This window comes from Nitratireductor sp. XY-223 (assembly GCF_004959855.1).
In the GTDB taxonomy this organism is placed as follows: domain Bacteria; phylum Pseudomonadota; class Alphaproteobacteria; order Rhizobiales; family Rhizobiaceae; genus Hoeflea_A.
The window spans coordinates 50,882-65,456 of sequence record NZ_SPNT01000004.1 but is presented as its reverse complement, the minus strand read 5'-3'; the positions used below and the strand labels follow the sequence as shown (position 1 = coordinate 65,456).

Here is a 14,575-nt window from a genome sequence, read left to right as displayed (position 1 = left end):
GCGGTCACGGGTGTGAATAGAGTCAAAAAATATCGATATAATTTGACAAAGCAAGAAATTATTGATTATTTCGGTGTGAGCAAGGAGGAATGAGATGCGCTTCATGGTCGCCCGCGATGGGCAGGATACGGCACTTTACGTTATTGAGGGCGAAGATGCCTATCGCGTAACCGGTCAGAGCGGCATTGACGGAACGGACCTGTCCGGCGTCATCGATGCCGGTTCGGCGGCGGCCGGCGCCGCGGTCGAGGCAGCAAAGGGCGGCGCGCCGGTACCGGTCGCCTCGCTCACCCCGGCCTTGCCGTTCAACCGGTTCAACAAGATCCTGTGCCTTGGGCTGAACTATGTCGACCACGTCAAGGAGGGCGGCTACGAGATCCCGAGCTACCCCGCCATGTTCATTCGTGTGCCGAGTTCCATGATGGCGGCCGGGGCTCCGATGGTGAAGCCGGACTGCTCGGAACGCCTGGACTATGAAGTCGAGCTGATGGTCGTCATCGGCCGGGGCGGTCGTCACATAAAGGAAGAGGACGCGCTGGGCCACGTGTTCGGCTACACGGTCTTCAACGACGGTTCCGTGCGCGACTATCAGCGCAAGACCCATCAGTGGACGCCGGGCAAGAACTTCGACGCCACGGGCGCCCTCGGTCCGCTCGTCGTCACCGCCGACGAGCTGCCGGCCGGCGCCGACGGCCTCAAGATCCAGTCGCGGCTGAACGGGCAGGTCATGCAGGACTCGAACACGTCCGACATGATGTGGCCGGTCGCCAAGACGATCGCGACCGTGTCGGAATTCACCACGCTGGAGGCAGGCGATTTGATCGCCATGGGAACGCCGCCCGGCGTCGGACATGCCCGCACGCCGCCGGTCTTCATGTTCCCGGGGGACGTCGTCGAGGTTGAAGTGGAGAATATCTGCGTCTGCAGCAGCCCGATCATCAGCGAGGCCGACGCCGCCAAGAGCGAGGCCGCCGCATGATCAAGCCGCCGCAGGAAGCGCCGACGGGCGACAAGCTGCAGGCCCTGCGCCAGGAAGCCCAGGACCATGTCCGGCAATTGCGCCAACGCATCCGGCAGCTCGGCGAGGACGAAATCAGGCTGGTGCTGTCGGGCGCGCGGTCGCATTATGCCTGGACCGATCGGCCGGTTGCGGAAGAGACGCTGCGCCAGATCTACGACATCGTCAAAATGGGTGCCACCAGCATGAACAGCTCGCCGGCGCGCTTCGTCTTTGTGCGCACGCCGGAAGGACGCGAGAAGCTCACCAAGGCACTGAAGCCCGCCAACGTACCGAAAGTGGCGAACGCCCCGGTGACGGTGATTGTCGCCCACGACCTGGAGTTCTGGCGCGAATTGCCCTTCCTCTTCCCGCATGAGGACCGGCGGCCGCATTTCGAGGGCAAGCCGGAGCATTCCGAGGACACCGCATTCCGCAACGGCACCCTGCAGGGCGCCTATCTGATGATCGCCGCCCGCGCGCTCGGCCTCGATGTCGGCGCCATGTCCGGCTTTTCCAACGAGATTGTCGACCGGGAGTTCTTTGCCGGAACGACGCTGCGGTCCAATTTTCTGTGCAATCTGGGCTATGCTGACGAAGGTGCCCTGTTCCAGAAGCTGCCGCGTTTCGAATTCGAGGACGTCTGCAGCTTCGCCTGAGGATCGGATTATGGCAATTCGAATGAAAACCGAAGTGATGTTGAGGGCGGAGGCGCAGTGTCCCAGCCACTCGCGCTCGGACATCGCCATCCGCGATCTGGAGTTTTCCATCGACGAGCCACTGGAGCGCGGCGGCACGAATGCTGGTCCGACGCCCACCGACACGGCACTGGCGGCTCTGATCGGATGCACCAATGTCATCGGCCACAAATGCGCCGACAGTCTCGGCATCGATATCGGTCACCTTGAGATCTCGGCCAAATGCACGTTCGACCGGCGCGGTGTGACGCTGGAAGAGGAAATCGACATCCCGTTCCGCAAAATCGAGCTCTCGGTCACAAGCCACGGGGGCGCGACCCAGGAGGACCTCGAGCGGGTCGCCGCCGAGGTCAAGAAATTCTGTCCGCTTTCGAAGCTGTTCACGGCGGCCGGAACGGAGATTGAAGAAATTTGGCAGCCGGCGCGCTAGCGCCGATGTCGGAAACCGGTCAGCGGGAGGTTGACCGTCGCAAAGGAGGAAGGAAATGAACACATTGCTACGCAGGTCATTCTTGGCCGCGGCTGCTGCGATCGGCGTGACCGTCACGACGGCCATTGTCCCGGCATCGGCAACCGAGACGATCAAGATGATCGCCATCGACGGCTATCCCGAGCGGTCCATGTGGGTAAAGGAGTTCTCCGGCTTCTTTATTCCGCGGGTCGATGAGGAACTTGCCCGTACCGGGAACTACAAGATCGACTGGCAGCAGGCCTATGGCGGCCAGATCGTCAAGCCGCGCGGTGTTCTTGAGGGCATCAAGCTCGGTCTCGGCGACATCGGCATCGTCACCACGATCTTCCACAACTCGGCCCTGCCGAGCCAGGCGATATCGGCGGCGACCCCGATGGTCTCCACCGACGCGCGCGTCGTGGCGAAGGCGGTCGACGAGATCGCCAAGGAATACCCGCAAATGCAGGCCGAGTTCGCCGCCGAGAACCAGGTCTACCTGGCGACCGGGGTTGTCCTCGACAGCTATCAGATCTTCTCCAAGACGCCGGTCAATTCGCTTGACGACCTGACCGGCCTGAAGCTGGCCGGTGCCGGCTACAACCTGCGCTACCTTGAAGGACTGAAGGATGTCGCGGGCGTGCGCGGCGGCCTGCCGAACTTTTACAACATGCTGCAGACCGGCGTTGTCGATGCCGCGATGCTGTGGCCGGAAGCCGCCATGACCTTCAAGATCAACGAGGTCGCGCCGCACATGCTCAAGGTCGATCTCGGTGCGGTGAACTCCAAGACCGTGACGGTCAACAAGGACGTCTGGGACAAGCTTCCGGATGAAGTCAAGCGGGTGCTTGAATCGGTTGCGATCGAATATCGCGACCGTGTTGCCAGCGTCGCCATGGACCGAGCCGCTTCATCGCTCGACGCCTTCAAGGAAGCCGGCGGGACGGTCGTCACCCTGACCGAGGACCAGCGCGCCGCGTGGGCCGACAACATGCCCAACATCGCCGAAGAGTGGGCCGGCGCGCTCGACGTCAAGGGTGCACCGGGAACGGCAATGCTCGGCTCCTACGTGCAGAAGCTGAAGGACGCGGGCGCCGTGCCCGTTCGCGACTGGGCGGCAACCAACTAACATTGCGGGCGGCCTGCTATGCAAAGTCAAAATGGGATGCGGGTCGCCCGTAAACTGATCGCACTGGCTAGGGCGTTGGCGATTGGCGCCAACGCCGTCGGCACCCTGACGGTGCTGGTGCTGGTCATCGTCATGAATATCGACGTCGTTGCCCGCGGCGTGTTCCACGCGCCGTTCCTGGGTGTCGTCGAGATCGTCATATTTTCAATGATATTCATCGTGTTCCTGCAATTGCCCGACGTCGTGCGCGTCAACCGGCTGACCCGCTCGGACGGGTTTCTCGTGCTCATTCGCGACAGCCATCCGCGCGTTGCGGATGCCTTCTACCGGGTGATCGACGGGATTTCGTTCGTGCTCATGACGCTGATTGCCTATGCGACCGTTCCGACATTGGTCGAGGCCTTCGAGACCTGTCACTATTTCACCCCGCCGGAGTTCGGACCGAAGCCGACGGGCGACTTCTGGACCGATTTCGCCGCCGCGACAGGGCGGTGCCACTATTTCGGAACGCTTGGTGTCTTCACCGTTCCCTGGTGGCCGGCCAATGCCGTCATAACCGGCAGTGCCTGCCTCTGCTCGGTGCTGTTTCTGCTGAAGGTCATTTTCGGCCACGAATTGCGGGATCCGGGCGAGCCGCCGCACACGGCCGATGAAGAGTTGCGCGACAGCGCCGGGGAGACAAGCTGATGAGCCCGGTTGAAATCGGCATTATTTCGGTCGTCGCCATAGTCGTGATGATCTATCTCGGGGTTTACATCCCCGTGGCGCTGGCAAGCGTGTCCTTCGTGACGCTGTGGATCGTCAGCGACCGCCCGATCCTGGCCATAAACTTCCTGCGCCAGACCATCGGCGACAGCGTTACCGAATACGAGTTCGCGACAATCCCGCTGTTCACGTTCATGGGGCTCGTGGTCTCCAAAGCGGGGCTCGGCAAGGATGTCTACGACGTCATGAACCAGGGGTTCCGCCGCATTCGCGGCGGCATCGGCATGGCGACGGTCGGCGCCAATGCGGTGTTTGCAGCGGTAACCGGCTCGTCGATCGCATCGGCGTCCGTTTTCACGAAAGTGTCGGTGCCGGAGATGTTGCGGCTCGACTACAACAGGCGCTTCGCCGTCGGCGTCGTCGCCGGTTCATCCGTGCTCGGTATGATCATCCCGCCGAGCGCCATGCTGATCATCTACTCCTTCGTGGCCGAAGTATCGGTCGGCGAGATGTTCATTGCCGGCATCATTCCCGGCGTGCTGCTGGCGCTCGCCTATATTGTGGCGATCTTCTTTGCCGGAAAGATAAGGCCGCAGGCGATTGGCGGGCGCATCGAGCCGATCCCCGACGAGGAGCTTCTGGGCTGGGGGCAGCTTTTCAACAAGACCGCACCGATCGTCGGCCTTATCGTCATCGTGCTCGGCGGCATCTACACCGGCTGGCTGACGCCGGTGGAAGCAGGTGCGGCCGGATCGTTGGCCGGCCTGATCATCGCCGTGGTGCGCCGGCGCATGACCGCCGGTTCCTTCTGGGAAGCGCTGCTTGAAACCGGGCATATCACCGCCAGCATCCTCTTCCTGATCACCGCCGCGTCGTTCTACAGCCGCATGCTCGGTTTCGTCGATCTTCCGAACGAGCTTCGCGATTTTCTCGACAGCCAGAACCTCTCGTTCTTCTGGATCATGGTCGCCTATGTCGTGCTGATGCTGTTTCTCGGCACCTTGCTCGACACCGCCTCGATCATCCTGATTGTCGTTCCGCTCTTCATCGACGTGATCGAACCCATGGGACTGAGCCTCATCTGGTTCGGGCTCGTCACGGTGATCGGTGCAGAAATCGGCCTGTTGACGCCGCCGCTCGGCATTTCCTGCTTTGTCATCAAGGCAACGCTGAACGACGATCGAATATCATTGAAGGACGTCTTCCTGGGCGCCCTGCCGTTTGCCGTGGTCATGCTGCTGATCCTCATCGTGATCATCCGCTTCCCGATACTGACCACCTATTTGCTGAATTGATTGGAGACTGCCATGCGCCACGTCACCGCCGAAAACCTGACGAAGACCTTCCTGGACTATTGCGGCCCGGAGACGTCGCCGAGGCTGCGTTTTCTCCTGGAACACCTGGCGACGCATCTGCACACCTTCGTCCGGGAGACGGGCCTAACCCATGCCGAGTGGCGCAAGGCGATCGAGCTCCTGACCCGCGCCGGAGAGATGACCGACGACGAGCGCAACGAGTTCGTTCTGTTCTCGGACGTCCTGGGCCTTTCGTCGCTTGTCGATATGGTCAATTCGAAGCCGGACTCGACGTCATCGAGCGTGCTCGGGCCGTTTCACATCCTCGGCGCGCCTGCGCTTGCCCATGGCGGCGATCTGAAGCACGACAATGACGGGGCGACCGTTGTGGTCAGGGGTGCTGTCCGCGATCCGGCCGGCAACCCGATCGGCGGCGCCGAAATCGAGATCTGGCAGACCGCCGACAACGGGCTCTATTCGAACCAGGATCCGCATCAGCCGGAATACAATCTGCGTGCCCGGCTGACGGCACGGGACAATGGTGACTACGCTTTTACAACGGTCAGGCCGGCGCCCTACACGGTTCCGGATGACGGCCCGGTTGGCGAACTGCTGCATGCGACCGGACGCCATCCGTGGCGGCCGTCGCACCTGCATTTCATCGTCATGGCGCCCGGCTACCGCACACTCGTCACGGAAGTTTTTCCGAGCGACGATCCCTATCTCGACGAGGATGCGGTGTTCGGGGTTCGCTCCGATCTGATCATGAACTATGTGAAGCACAACGATCATGATCTGGTGCCGGACGAATTCGAGGCCAAGCCCAGGCTGACCTCTCCGTTTTACACGGTCGATTTTGATTTCGTCCTGGCCGTCGAGACATCGGAGTAGAACGCATGCGTGCCGGTCGGTCAACGGGGGCTGTATAACTGGGTAAAAGAATTTACCAATTCCGGAGCCGCGTATTATATAGATGGGCTTTGTAAGGCGTGGATCTGGGATGCGGTACTCAACAATGGGGTGAAGGGACATGTCTGCTGAAAGGGGTCTTGAAATCGCCGGAACGGGCGGGGCGTCGATAACGGCGCAGCTGTTCGACCGCCTTCGCGACGACATTCTGAACGGCGCGTTGCAGCCCGGGCAGAAACTGAAGATCGAGACGCTGCGCGAGCACTACGAGGTCGGCGCAAGCCCCGTGCGCGAAGCGCTCAGCATGCTGACATCCGAGGGTCTCGTCCAACGCCTGGACCAGCGCGGGTTCCGGGTCTCGGAAATATCGGTCACCGCCTTCGAGGAGTTGCTGCGCACCCGCTGCTGGCTCGAGGAGCGGGCGTTGCGGGAGTCGATTGCCTCCGGTTCGACCGCCTGGGAGGAGGGCGTTCTGCTCGCCCATCACCGGCTGACCAAGACGCCGCGTTCCATACCGGGCTCCGATACGGCAAGTCCGGTCTGGGAGAAGGCCCACAAACTGTTTCACATGTCGCTGCTGTCGGCCTGCGGGTCCGGTTTCCTGGTCGGCTTTTGCGAACAGCTCTACGACCTCAATATCCGCTACCGTAACCTGGCCGGCGCGGTCGCCTACCCGTCGCGCAACGTCGCCTCCGAACATCTTGCGATCTGCGATGCCGCGATCGCCCACGAGGCCGATCGCGCCGTCGAACTGCTGGTCCATCATTACACGGCGACCGGCGAGTTCCTGCGCATGCGCCTGAATTCCATGTCGGACTGACTGCCCGCAGCGGACATTTCCCAAAAAAGGCCCGCCGGAACGTTCCGGCGGGCCTTTCGCATGCAGGCAGTTGCGGCCGCCTAGCTCCCCTCAGGCAGGGTAATCGTGACCAGATCGGTTCCGACGACGGTGTTGCCTTCAAAGCCGCTTGCGGAGACCGCATCCTTGTAGGCGGCTTCGTCGAGCGCTCCGCCCGGGATCGGGTAGGGACCCTGCTTGGCGGCGCCCATCGGCGGGATCAGGTGCGTCAGCACGAGGTTCTTAACACCCGCCCGTTTGGACAGCGCGCCGAGGTCGGCGGCGTTGCTCTGACGGAAATAGATCGGCGGCGGAAACCCGCTGTCCTTGTCGGGGCCCATCACCGGATGGATGGTCGAATGAACGAGCACGTCGGCGCCCGCGGCCAGTTTCTCGACCTGTTCCGATGTCGAGGAGGAGCGTGGCGGCGCGGGCTTGTCGTTGCCCGCGTCGCCGCCCACGACGACGCTTCCTGCCGGCGTGTCGACACGGTAGGACGCATGGCCTGGAATGTGCCGCGAGCCGATGGCCGAGACCTTGACGTCACCCTTTTGCCAGACCTCCACCGGCTCGCCGCCCGGTGCGAATGTCATCACATTGACGAGGTCGGCCGGGCCGCCCGCGAGGCGTTTCTTGTTTTCCGCCAGACGCTGGGCGATCTCCCCCGATTCAATCAGCGAATCGCCGATATGCGTGACATAGCGGCTGCAGCTCAACGTATGGCCCAGTGGCGATTTCGCGTCGTCGCTGCACACGACATCGACCTTGGGTCCGCCGGAGTTGAAATGCCAGCGCAGCTGCAGGATGTCGTGCAGGCCTTCCGTGTGGTCCGAATGCATGTGGGTGAAGAAGATGGCGTCGATCTTGCCGACGGGGACCTTCATCTGCGACAGGCGCATATTGGTGCCGCGACCGGTGTCGAATTGCAGCTTCACGGCACTGCAGCCGTTGGTCTCGTCGCCATACTGCACAAGCGTGCCGGCGCCGGCCTGTCCGTTGAAAAGCGGCGGGCCGCCCTGCGTGCCCGTCAGCGTCACCTTCATGCACGGCTCGGCTGCCGCTGCTGAAACGGAAAGCGCCAGGCCGATACCGGCTATGGCGCACAAATTTAACATCGATAATTTCATACTGTTACCTCCCAAAATGGATAATAAATGATATTGAGAGAATAATCGATATTATTGTGCGGATTAATTGACGGTATTCGATCAACGATTCCGCGGGTTCCGGCAAACCGCTTTCCCGCAGGGACGCCGGTCAATGTGCTGACGCGGCACTGTCATAAGTTGACGATGGCGGTCCGCAATACTACGGCTCAGGCGGGCAACAACAACAGGTGGAGATCATGGCTGACAAGGATGGTGCGAAACGGATTGAATCCGATTCCTTCGGCGAGCTGGAGGTTCCGGCCGAAAAGTATTACGGCGCCCAGACGGCGCGTTCCCTCATCAACTTCCCGATCGGCGGCGAGACGCTGCCGCGGCCGCTGATCTCGGCGCTCGGTGTCATCAAGCAGGCGGCGGCCAGGGTCAATCTGGGAATGGGCAAGCTCGACCAGGCGCGGGCAGACGCGATCGTGCAGGCGGCCCGCGAAGTTACCGAGGGCCGTTTTAACGACAATTTCCCGCTGGTCGTCTGGCAGACCGGCTCCGGGACCCAATCCAACATGAATGCCAACGAGGTGATCTCCAACCGTGCCATTGAACTGATGGGCGGCCAGATCGGCTCCAAGGACCCGGTCCACCCGAACGACCATGTCAATATGGGGCAATCATCCAACGATACGTTTCCCACGGCCATGCACATCGCCGCCGCGCGCGAGATCAACGGCACGCTGATCCCGGCGCTGCAGCACATCCACGCGGCCGTCGATGCCAAGTCGAAAGAATTCGCCGACATCGTCAAGATCGGGCGGACCCACACGCAGGACGCCACGCCGCTGACCCTGGGCCAGGAATTTTCCGGCTACGCGGCCCAGATTGCCAACGGCATCGAGCGGCTGGCCCCCGCCCTCGACGGCCTTTACCAACTTGCCCAGGGCGGCACCGCGGTCGGCACCGGCCTCAATTCGGTCAAGGGTTTCGACGTGAAGTTCGCCGCGGCGGTCGAAGAACTGACCGGCCTTCCGTTCATGGCGGCACCGAACAAGTTCGAGGCCCTTGCCACCCACGACGCCTACGTCTTTGCCCATGGCGCGCTCAACACCATCGCCGCGTCGCTGTTCAAGATCGCCAACGACATCCGTTATCTGGGTTCCGGTCCCCGTTCCGGGCTCGGCGAGCTGTCGCTACCGGAAAACGAGCCCGGCTCTTCGATCATGCCCGGCAAGGTCAACCCGACGCAATGCGAGGCCATGACCATGGTCTGCGTCCAGGTGATGGGCAACCAGACGGCGGTGTCGATGGCAGGCAGCCAGGGGCAGTTCGAGCTCAATGTCTACAAGCCGCTGCTGGCCTACAACCTGCTGCAGTCGGTCGAGCTTCTGGCCGAGGCCTCGCGCAGCTTCGCCGACCGCTGCGTCGTCGGCATCAAGGCAAACCGCGAGCATATCGAGGCGTTGATGGAGCGATCGCTGATGCTGGTCACCGCGCTAGCCCCGAAGATCGGCTATGACAAGGCGACCGAGATCGCCAAGGCCGCGCACAAGAACGGCACGACCCTGCGCGAGGAGGCGCTGCGGCTCGGTTATGTGACGGCCGAGGAATTCGACGCCACCGTCAGGCCCGAACACATGATCGGGCCTTCATAGCAATCAGTTCAGCCGCTCGCCGAACGCGCTGAACAGGTTGGCGCGGCTGAGATCGGTGACCCTGCGTTCGCCGCAAAGGGCCATCGTCGTGTCGAGTTCGGTGCGCAGGATCTCGAACATCCTTGCGACACCGGCCTTGCCCTGGGCGCCGAGGCCGTAAAGGTACGGCCGGCCGACATAGGTGCCCTTCGCGCCGAGGCACAACGCCTTCAGGATATCCTGGCCGGAACGGATTCCGCCATCCACGTGCACCTCGATCTGATCGCCCACGGCATCGACGATGGCAGGCAGCCCGCGGATCGAGGAAGGGGCGCCATCAAGCTGCCGACCGCCATGATTGGAAACGATGATCGCGTCCGCTCCGGTGTCGACGGCTTTCCTGGCGTCCTCCGGATCGAGGATGCCCTTCAGGATAACCGGACCGCCCCAGCGCTCCTTGATCCACTCAATGTCGTTCCAGGACAGCGTCGGATCGAACTGCTCGGCCGTCCATGCGCTGAGCGACGACAGGTTGGAAACGCCCTTGGCATGGCCGACGATGTTGCGGAAGGTGCGCCGCTTGGTTTTTGCCATGGCCATGCACCAGGACGGGCAGGTGCCGATCTGCCACATGTGCTTGGGCGTGAATTTCGGCGGCGCCGAAAGGCCGTTGCGCAGGTCCTTGTGGCGCTGACCGAGGATCTGCAGGTCGAGCGTCACGACCAGCGCGGAACACCCCGCCGCCTTCGCCCTGTCGATCAGGTTGCCGACAAACTCCTTGTCGCGCATGACGTAAAGCTGGAACCAGAACGGTTTGTTCGTGTTTTCCGCCACGTCCTCGATCGAGCAGATGCTCATCGTCGACAGTGTGAACGGAACACCGATCTCCTCCGCCGCCTGGGCGGCCAGAATTTCACCGTCGGCCCACTGCATGCCGCAAAAACCGACGGGGGACAGGGCCAGGGGCATCGTCACGTCCTGGCCGATCATGGTGGTCGCCAGCGACCGGTTTGTCATGTCGACGGCAACGCGCTGGCGCAGGATAATCTGGCTGAAATCGCTTTCGTTGGCTTGATAGGTGCTTTCCGTCCAGGAGCCTGAATCCGCGTAATCGAAGAACATTTTCGGGACGCGCGATTGGGCGCGTTTCTTCAGATCCGCGACTTCAAGAATGGGCGCCATTGCACTTCTCCATTACTCACCCCTGGCAGCATCGATCCGGCGCTCTCGGCAATTCCCCGCGTCCGATCTGCGCGCATCATAACGATGCCGGGAAGGCTGACAAGCCGTCGGGCCTATATTGGACAAATTTCTTTACCAGTTGCGTCGAAGCGGCATTCAGTTGCCGGCGGCCGGCTTATCCGAGTGCAGCTCAAGCAGCTGTTTGCGGATGGTCTCGTCCTTGACGAGATAGGCCGAAAAGGTGTGGGAAGCGCCGCCGGCAAGGTCGGGAAACGGGTTCTCGTTGACGAAACCCGTGTAGAAATCGATATGGTGGCCCCTGATCCCGCTCCCGGTGTCCGCCGCGAAAACATACCCGTCGTGGGTGATGGCCGTCCCGTCGTGGAGGGTCAGTTTGCGACCCTTGAGCTTGGGGATATAGAGCAGCGCCCGGTAGCGGATGGGAAACTGGCGCCGGTCCACCGCGATGGTCCGGAAAGCCGCAAGCGGCATGTTGTCGATGCCGTATCCGTACTTCACTTTGGGCGATGTGACCTTGAAGAAGCGCGTGTGGCGCATGCCGATGCGTGCGCGGGCGTGGAGATGGGGATAATAGCTGTCGCAATTGACCTGTGACGGCCCGTCGGCATCGCGCACATTGACGATCACCTTGCTGCCGTCCGGCATGGCGACGACCGCCGCGCCCTCGAGCGCCGCCTTGCACCAATTCTCGCGGTCGAGTTTCGGACCGATCGGCTTGTTGTGCGCGTCGAGCAGGTCAATTCCGCTCTTGCTGTCTTGCGCGATCTTGGTGTGGTAGTAGGTGCCCCACAGCACCAGGTGCCGGTGTTTGGACAGGTCCTTCGGCGCTTCGTAGCAGAATTCGAGGGGATCATCGGATGCCGCTGACGGCCCCGCCAGCAGGACGGCGACCAGAAGTGCGGTTGTTGCGGTTTTGATAAAACCCATCGGCTGCCGTGCCCACTGTTTGCGCCGGTTCAGGATCTGCCGCCGGCCAGTATAGCCGATCGGATTGCGGATTTGTGATCCCGTTTCAGTAGCCCCGGGATCGGGTGCGACCGGCCACCCCGTACCGGTGTATACGGTTGAGCGCCATCTTCCTCAGCGCCAGGTAGTTGCCCTTCATGGACGTGGCGATGCTTCGGTGGCTTTGTTTTATCGCGTCGCGCTCCGCCTTCAGGAAACTTCCGCCCAGCATGTCGCTGATCTCGCTGATCATCTGCGGGCGGACCGCCCAAATATCGAGATCGAGCTCCCAGAAATACTTGATATCCTCGTCGATCTGCCGGAAGAACCGTTTGCGGGCAAGAATCTTGCGCGCACCGTCCCGGCTGAGGACGTAGCCGACAGCGCCGGCTCCAACGCTGAGCGGTTTCACCATTTTGACCGGCCCGTGGGTCTCATGATCGACAAACCCGGTTCTCGGCGGTCCGAAATCGAACAGTTTGAGCATGTCCTTGCTTCCCATCACGCCGTCCACGTGATCGAGCAGGTGATGCCAGCGGCCATTCATGTCCAGAGGAGAAAAGTCGTCCTCAAGGAACAGCCCGAAGGGAAGACCGGTTGCGAGGAACTGCCGCATCATCTTGCGGTGACCGGCATAGGCGGCGATTTCGCCGCCTCCGAGCGGTCGTTTCGAATGCTTCCTGTTGAGCGCGGCATCGTAGTGCTGTGCGAGTTCGGTGTCCTGCGCGCCGTAACCGGACACCAGTTGCCAGGAAATCTCCGGCCTGAACTGACGCATCTGCCGTGTGACCGAATCGCGGCGCAGGACACCGGCCCCGTCGAAGGTCAGCACAAAGGCAGCGATATTTCCATGCCGGCCTGTCATGAGCGCACGTGCCTTATTTCCGCGTTCGGCAGCCCGATCGGAATGACGCCGCAGTCGCGCGCCCAGTAGCCGAAGCCCTCGGTTTCCAGAAGGTCCTGGTAGGGGATCTCCGGAAAGCGCACGCCGGCGCGGTGCACCGAGGCGTGAACCAGCAACATGGTGCCGCCGACGCCGAACAGCTCGACCCGTTCGCAACTTCGCAGGTCGTTGAAATGCAGGCGTCTGGGCGTTTTGATCGGTGGTACGTACAATCCGTTGCGGACATGCTTGTAGTAGCCGCTGTCGCGCCTTTCGTCCGTCACCGTGAAACTGTTGAGGTCGTAGGACGGACCGCCCGGTTCGAGCACGCAATTGGGTGCGACGATCTTCTCGCGCTCGCGCAGCAGCGTTTTCAGCATGTCCGGCGGGTAATCGTTGACGTCGGCGTCGATCCACAGCACCCAGTCGGTGTCATCGTCCAGTGCGTTGTCCAGGAGATGGTTGCGGACCTTTGCCAGCCCGCTTCTCCGCAATTTCTGGATTTTCGGCTTCCAGCGCTCCTTGCGGCTGAAGTTGTTGCCGGTTTCCTTTTTCAGGCACAGCACCTCGGCGAACTCCGAACGCAGTTCTTCGCAAAGGCCTTGCAGTTTGTTCCAGGTGTCATCCGTGCTGTCGCCCTCGCAGAATGCGATCCTGATGCGCTCCTTCGGGTGATCCAGCGCGCTCAGCAATTCGACGCAGCGATCGAGGAAGGGTTCCGCATCACGGACCGGCAGAAGGCAGCTGATATTCTGATCCTCGACCGAAGTAACCGCGCTCAGCGGCTCTTCAAGGATGTTCCGGTCGACCTGCGACCGCGCTTCCTCGCGGGAAAGATATTCGCCGCGGGTGAGCCGGTAGCGGGTCCGCCTGACGACTTTCTTGATCCGGCGCAGCGGCGTTTCGTGCCAGTCCTGGTACCAGGTGCCGAACCAGTAATGGGTTGAAAGCCTGTGACCGGCATAATCGCCGAAAACACCGGCCTCGGATTCCAGCTTTTGCTTCGTCAGCGGATTGAAGAGATGGCATGAATTGATGCACAGGCTCTCGGGAGCCTCGTATCGCAAGGCACAATTCGTCAACAGCACCGGTCCGGTCGAATCCATGACGTCGACGGAATGGCGGCTGCGCCGCATGGCCTCGAATATGGTGAGCCAGAACGGGTGGCCCTGCGGACTGACGATCGTGCCGTTGAACAGAAGGTGGTCCATTTGCCGCACCCGGCAATACTCGTACAGGTGCTCGATCGGCTCATGCGCCAGGACGACGCGCTCCTCGTCGCTGAGCAGGTCGAAGGGCTCGTTGCAGCGCGTATCCATATCCGCATAAACGCCGCCATAAACGTAAAGCAGCATGTAGCGGCCGGCATCGGCGCGCTGCACGGGATTCGGGTAGCCGCGAAACTGATCCAGGAAATCCGGAAAGTGTTCCGCCACGAACCGGTCGAGATCCTCGTCGGTCCAGAGACGGTAATCCCAGCCCGGATTGAGCCGTTGCCAGCTGTCCACCAGCTCGGAATATTCGCCGGGAATGTTTCCATCGCGCCAGGTTTGATGAATTATCCTCGGAATCATGCAGCAGAACCGCCTACTAAGAACCATTCAGTTCGTCATCGACCCGTTCGAGCGGCCCGTTTCCGGCGCTGATCTCAGGAATGACGCTGTGAGACAGGCGCTGCAGCCGATCGCCGACGTGAAAGTTGTGTCACCGCAAGAATTTAATGTTTCGGGTCGAAGGATGACCGGCCGAAAGAGCGCCCCAACTCTTCTGGCGCCAGATGATGCATGTGTTCTGGAA

General features: G+C 61.7%; 14 protein-coding genes. 9 read left to right on the top strand and 5 right to left on the bottom strand.

Features of this window, described 5'->3' with window-relative positions; all coding sequences use genetic code 11:
• The first annotated feature begins 94 nt into the window (after window positions 1-94).
• The 8 genes from E4M07_RS15480 to E4M07_RS15445 all read left to right on the top strand — a co-directional run bounded on the left by E4M07_RS15480 (window position 95) and on the right by E4M07_RS15445 (window position 7,001).
• The gene (locus E4M07_RS15480) at window positions 95-979 is read left to right on the top strand and encodes a fumarylacetoacetate hydrolase family protein (protein ID WP_136659280.1); all 885 of its coding nucleotides are present in this window, start codon (window positions 95-97) and stop codon (window positions 977-979) included.
• On the top strand, window positions 976-1,656 hold the full coding sequence (locus tag E4M07_RS15475; RefSeq protein ID WP_136659279.1) for a malonic semialdehyde reductase: 681 nt from the start codon (window positions 976-978) through the stop codon (window positions 1,654-1,656). The genes E4M07_RS15480 and E4M07_RS15475 overlap by 4 nt, the downstream gene beginning before the upstream one ends.
• Window positions 1,657-1,678: 22 nt before the next feature.
• A complete protein-coding gene (locus E4M07_RS15470) occupies window positions 1,679-2,125 on the top strand; it encodes an OsmC family protein (RefSeq protein ID WP_206057282.1) in 447 nt (148 codons plus the stop codon).
• A gap of 55 nt (window positions 2,126-2,180) precedes the next feature.
• On the top strand, window positions 2,181-3,272 hold the full coding sequence (locus tag E4M07_RS15465) for a C4-dicarboxylate TRAP transporter substrate-binding protein (RefSeq protein ID WP_136659277.1): 1,092 nt from the start codon (window positions 2,181-2,183) through the stop codon (window positions 3,270-3,272).
• An 18-nt stretch (window positions 3,273-3,290) separates the two neighbouring features.
• Entirely contained in the window at window positions 3,291-3,959 is a 669-nt protein-coding gene (locus E4M07_RS15460; RefSeq protein WP_206057281.1) for a TRAP transporter small permease subunit, read from the top strand.
• Window positions 3,959-5,272: a TRAP transporter large permease gene (locus tag E4M07_RS15455; protein ID WP_136659276.1), complete on the top strand. Its 1,314-nt coding sequence runs from the start codon at window positions 3,959-3,961 to the stop codon at window positions 5,270-5,272. Before E4M07_RS15460 ends, E4M07_RS15455 begins: the two co-directional genes overlap by 1 nt.
• A 12-nt stretch (window positions 5,273-5,284) precedes the next feature.
• Window positions 5,285-6,163 carry a dioxygenase gene (locus E4M07_RS15450; RefSeq protein ID WP_136659275.1) on the top strand — a complete coding sequence of 293 codons (879 nt, stop codon included), beginning with the start codon at window positions 5,285-5,287 and terminating at the stop codon, window positions 6,161-6,163.
• Window positions 6,164-6,302: 139 nt separating this feature from the next.
• Window positions 6,303-7,001, top strand: coding sequence for a GntR family transcriptional regulator (locus E4M07_RS15445; protein WP_136659274.1), 699 nt, complete (start codon window positions 6,303-6,305; stop codon window positions 6,999-7,001).
• Window positions 7,002-7,081: 80 nt separating this feature from the next.
• Here E4M07_RS15445 and E4M07_RS15440 read toward each other — a convergent pair whose 3' ends face one another.
• Window positions 7,082-8,134, bottom strand: coding sequence for an MBL fold metallo-hydrolase (locus E4M07_RS15440; RefSeq protein ID WP_169054240.1), 1,053 nt, complete (start codon window positions 8,132-8,134; stop codon window positions 7,082-7,084).
• Window positions 8,135-8,364: 230 nt separating this feature from the next.
• On the opposite strand from E4M07_RS15440, the gene fumC reads away from it, so the two are divergent.
• The gene (gene fumC / locus E4M07_RS15435; RefSeq protein ID WP_136659272.1) at window positions 8,365-9,768 is read left to right on the top strand and encodes a class II fumarate hydratase; all 1,404 of its coding nucleotides are present in this window, start codon (window positions 8,365-8,367) and stop codon (window positions 9,766-9,768) included.
• A 3-nt stretch (window positions 9,769-9,771) separates the two neighbouring features.
• Here the strand turns inward: fumC and E4M07_RS15430 are convergent, their stop codons facing one another.
• The 4 genes from E4M07_RS15430 to E4M07_RS15415 form a co-directional block, all read right to left on the bottom strand.
• Window positions 9,772-10,929 (bottom strand): alpha-hydroxy acid oxidase, encoded by a 1,158-nt coding sequence (locus E4M07_RS15430; protein ID WP_136659271.1) that lies wholly within the window; start codon window positions 10,927-10,929, stop codon window positions 9,772-9,774.
• Between the two features lie 156 nt (window positions 10,930-11,085).
• Complete coding sequence (locus E4M07_RS15425) at window positions 11,086-11,877, bottom strand: 3D domain-containing protein (RefSeq protein WP_136659270.1); 792 nt, start codon at window positions 11,875-11,877, stop codon at window positions 11,086-11,088.
• Between the two features lie 85 nt (window positions 11,878-11,962).
• A complete protein-coding gene (locus tag E4M07_RS15420; protein ID WP_136659269.1) occupies window positions 11,963-12,760 on the bottom strand; it encodes a glycosyltransferase family 25 protein in 798 nt (265 codons plus the stop codon).
• Entirely contained in the window at window positions 12,757-14,352 is a 1,596-nt protein-coding gene (locus E4M07_RS15415) for a glycosyltransferase (protein WP_169054239.1), read from the bottom strand. The genes E4M07_RS15420 and E4M07_RS15415 overlap by 4 nt, the downstream gene beginning before the upstream one ends.
• Window positions 14,353-14,575 lie beyond the last annotated feature (223 nt).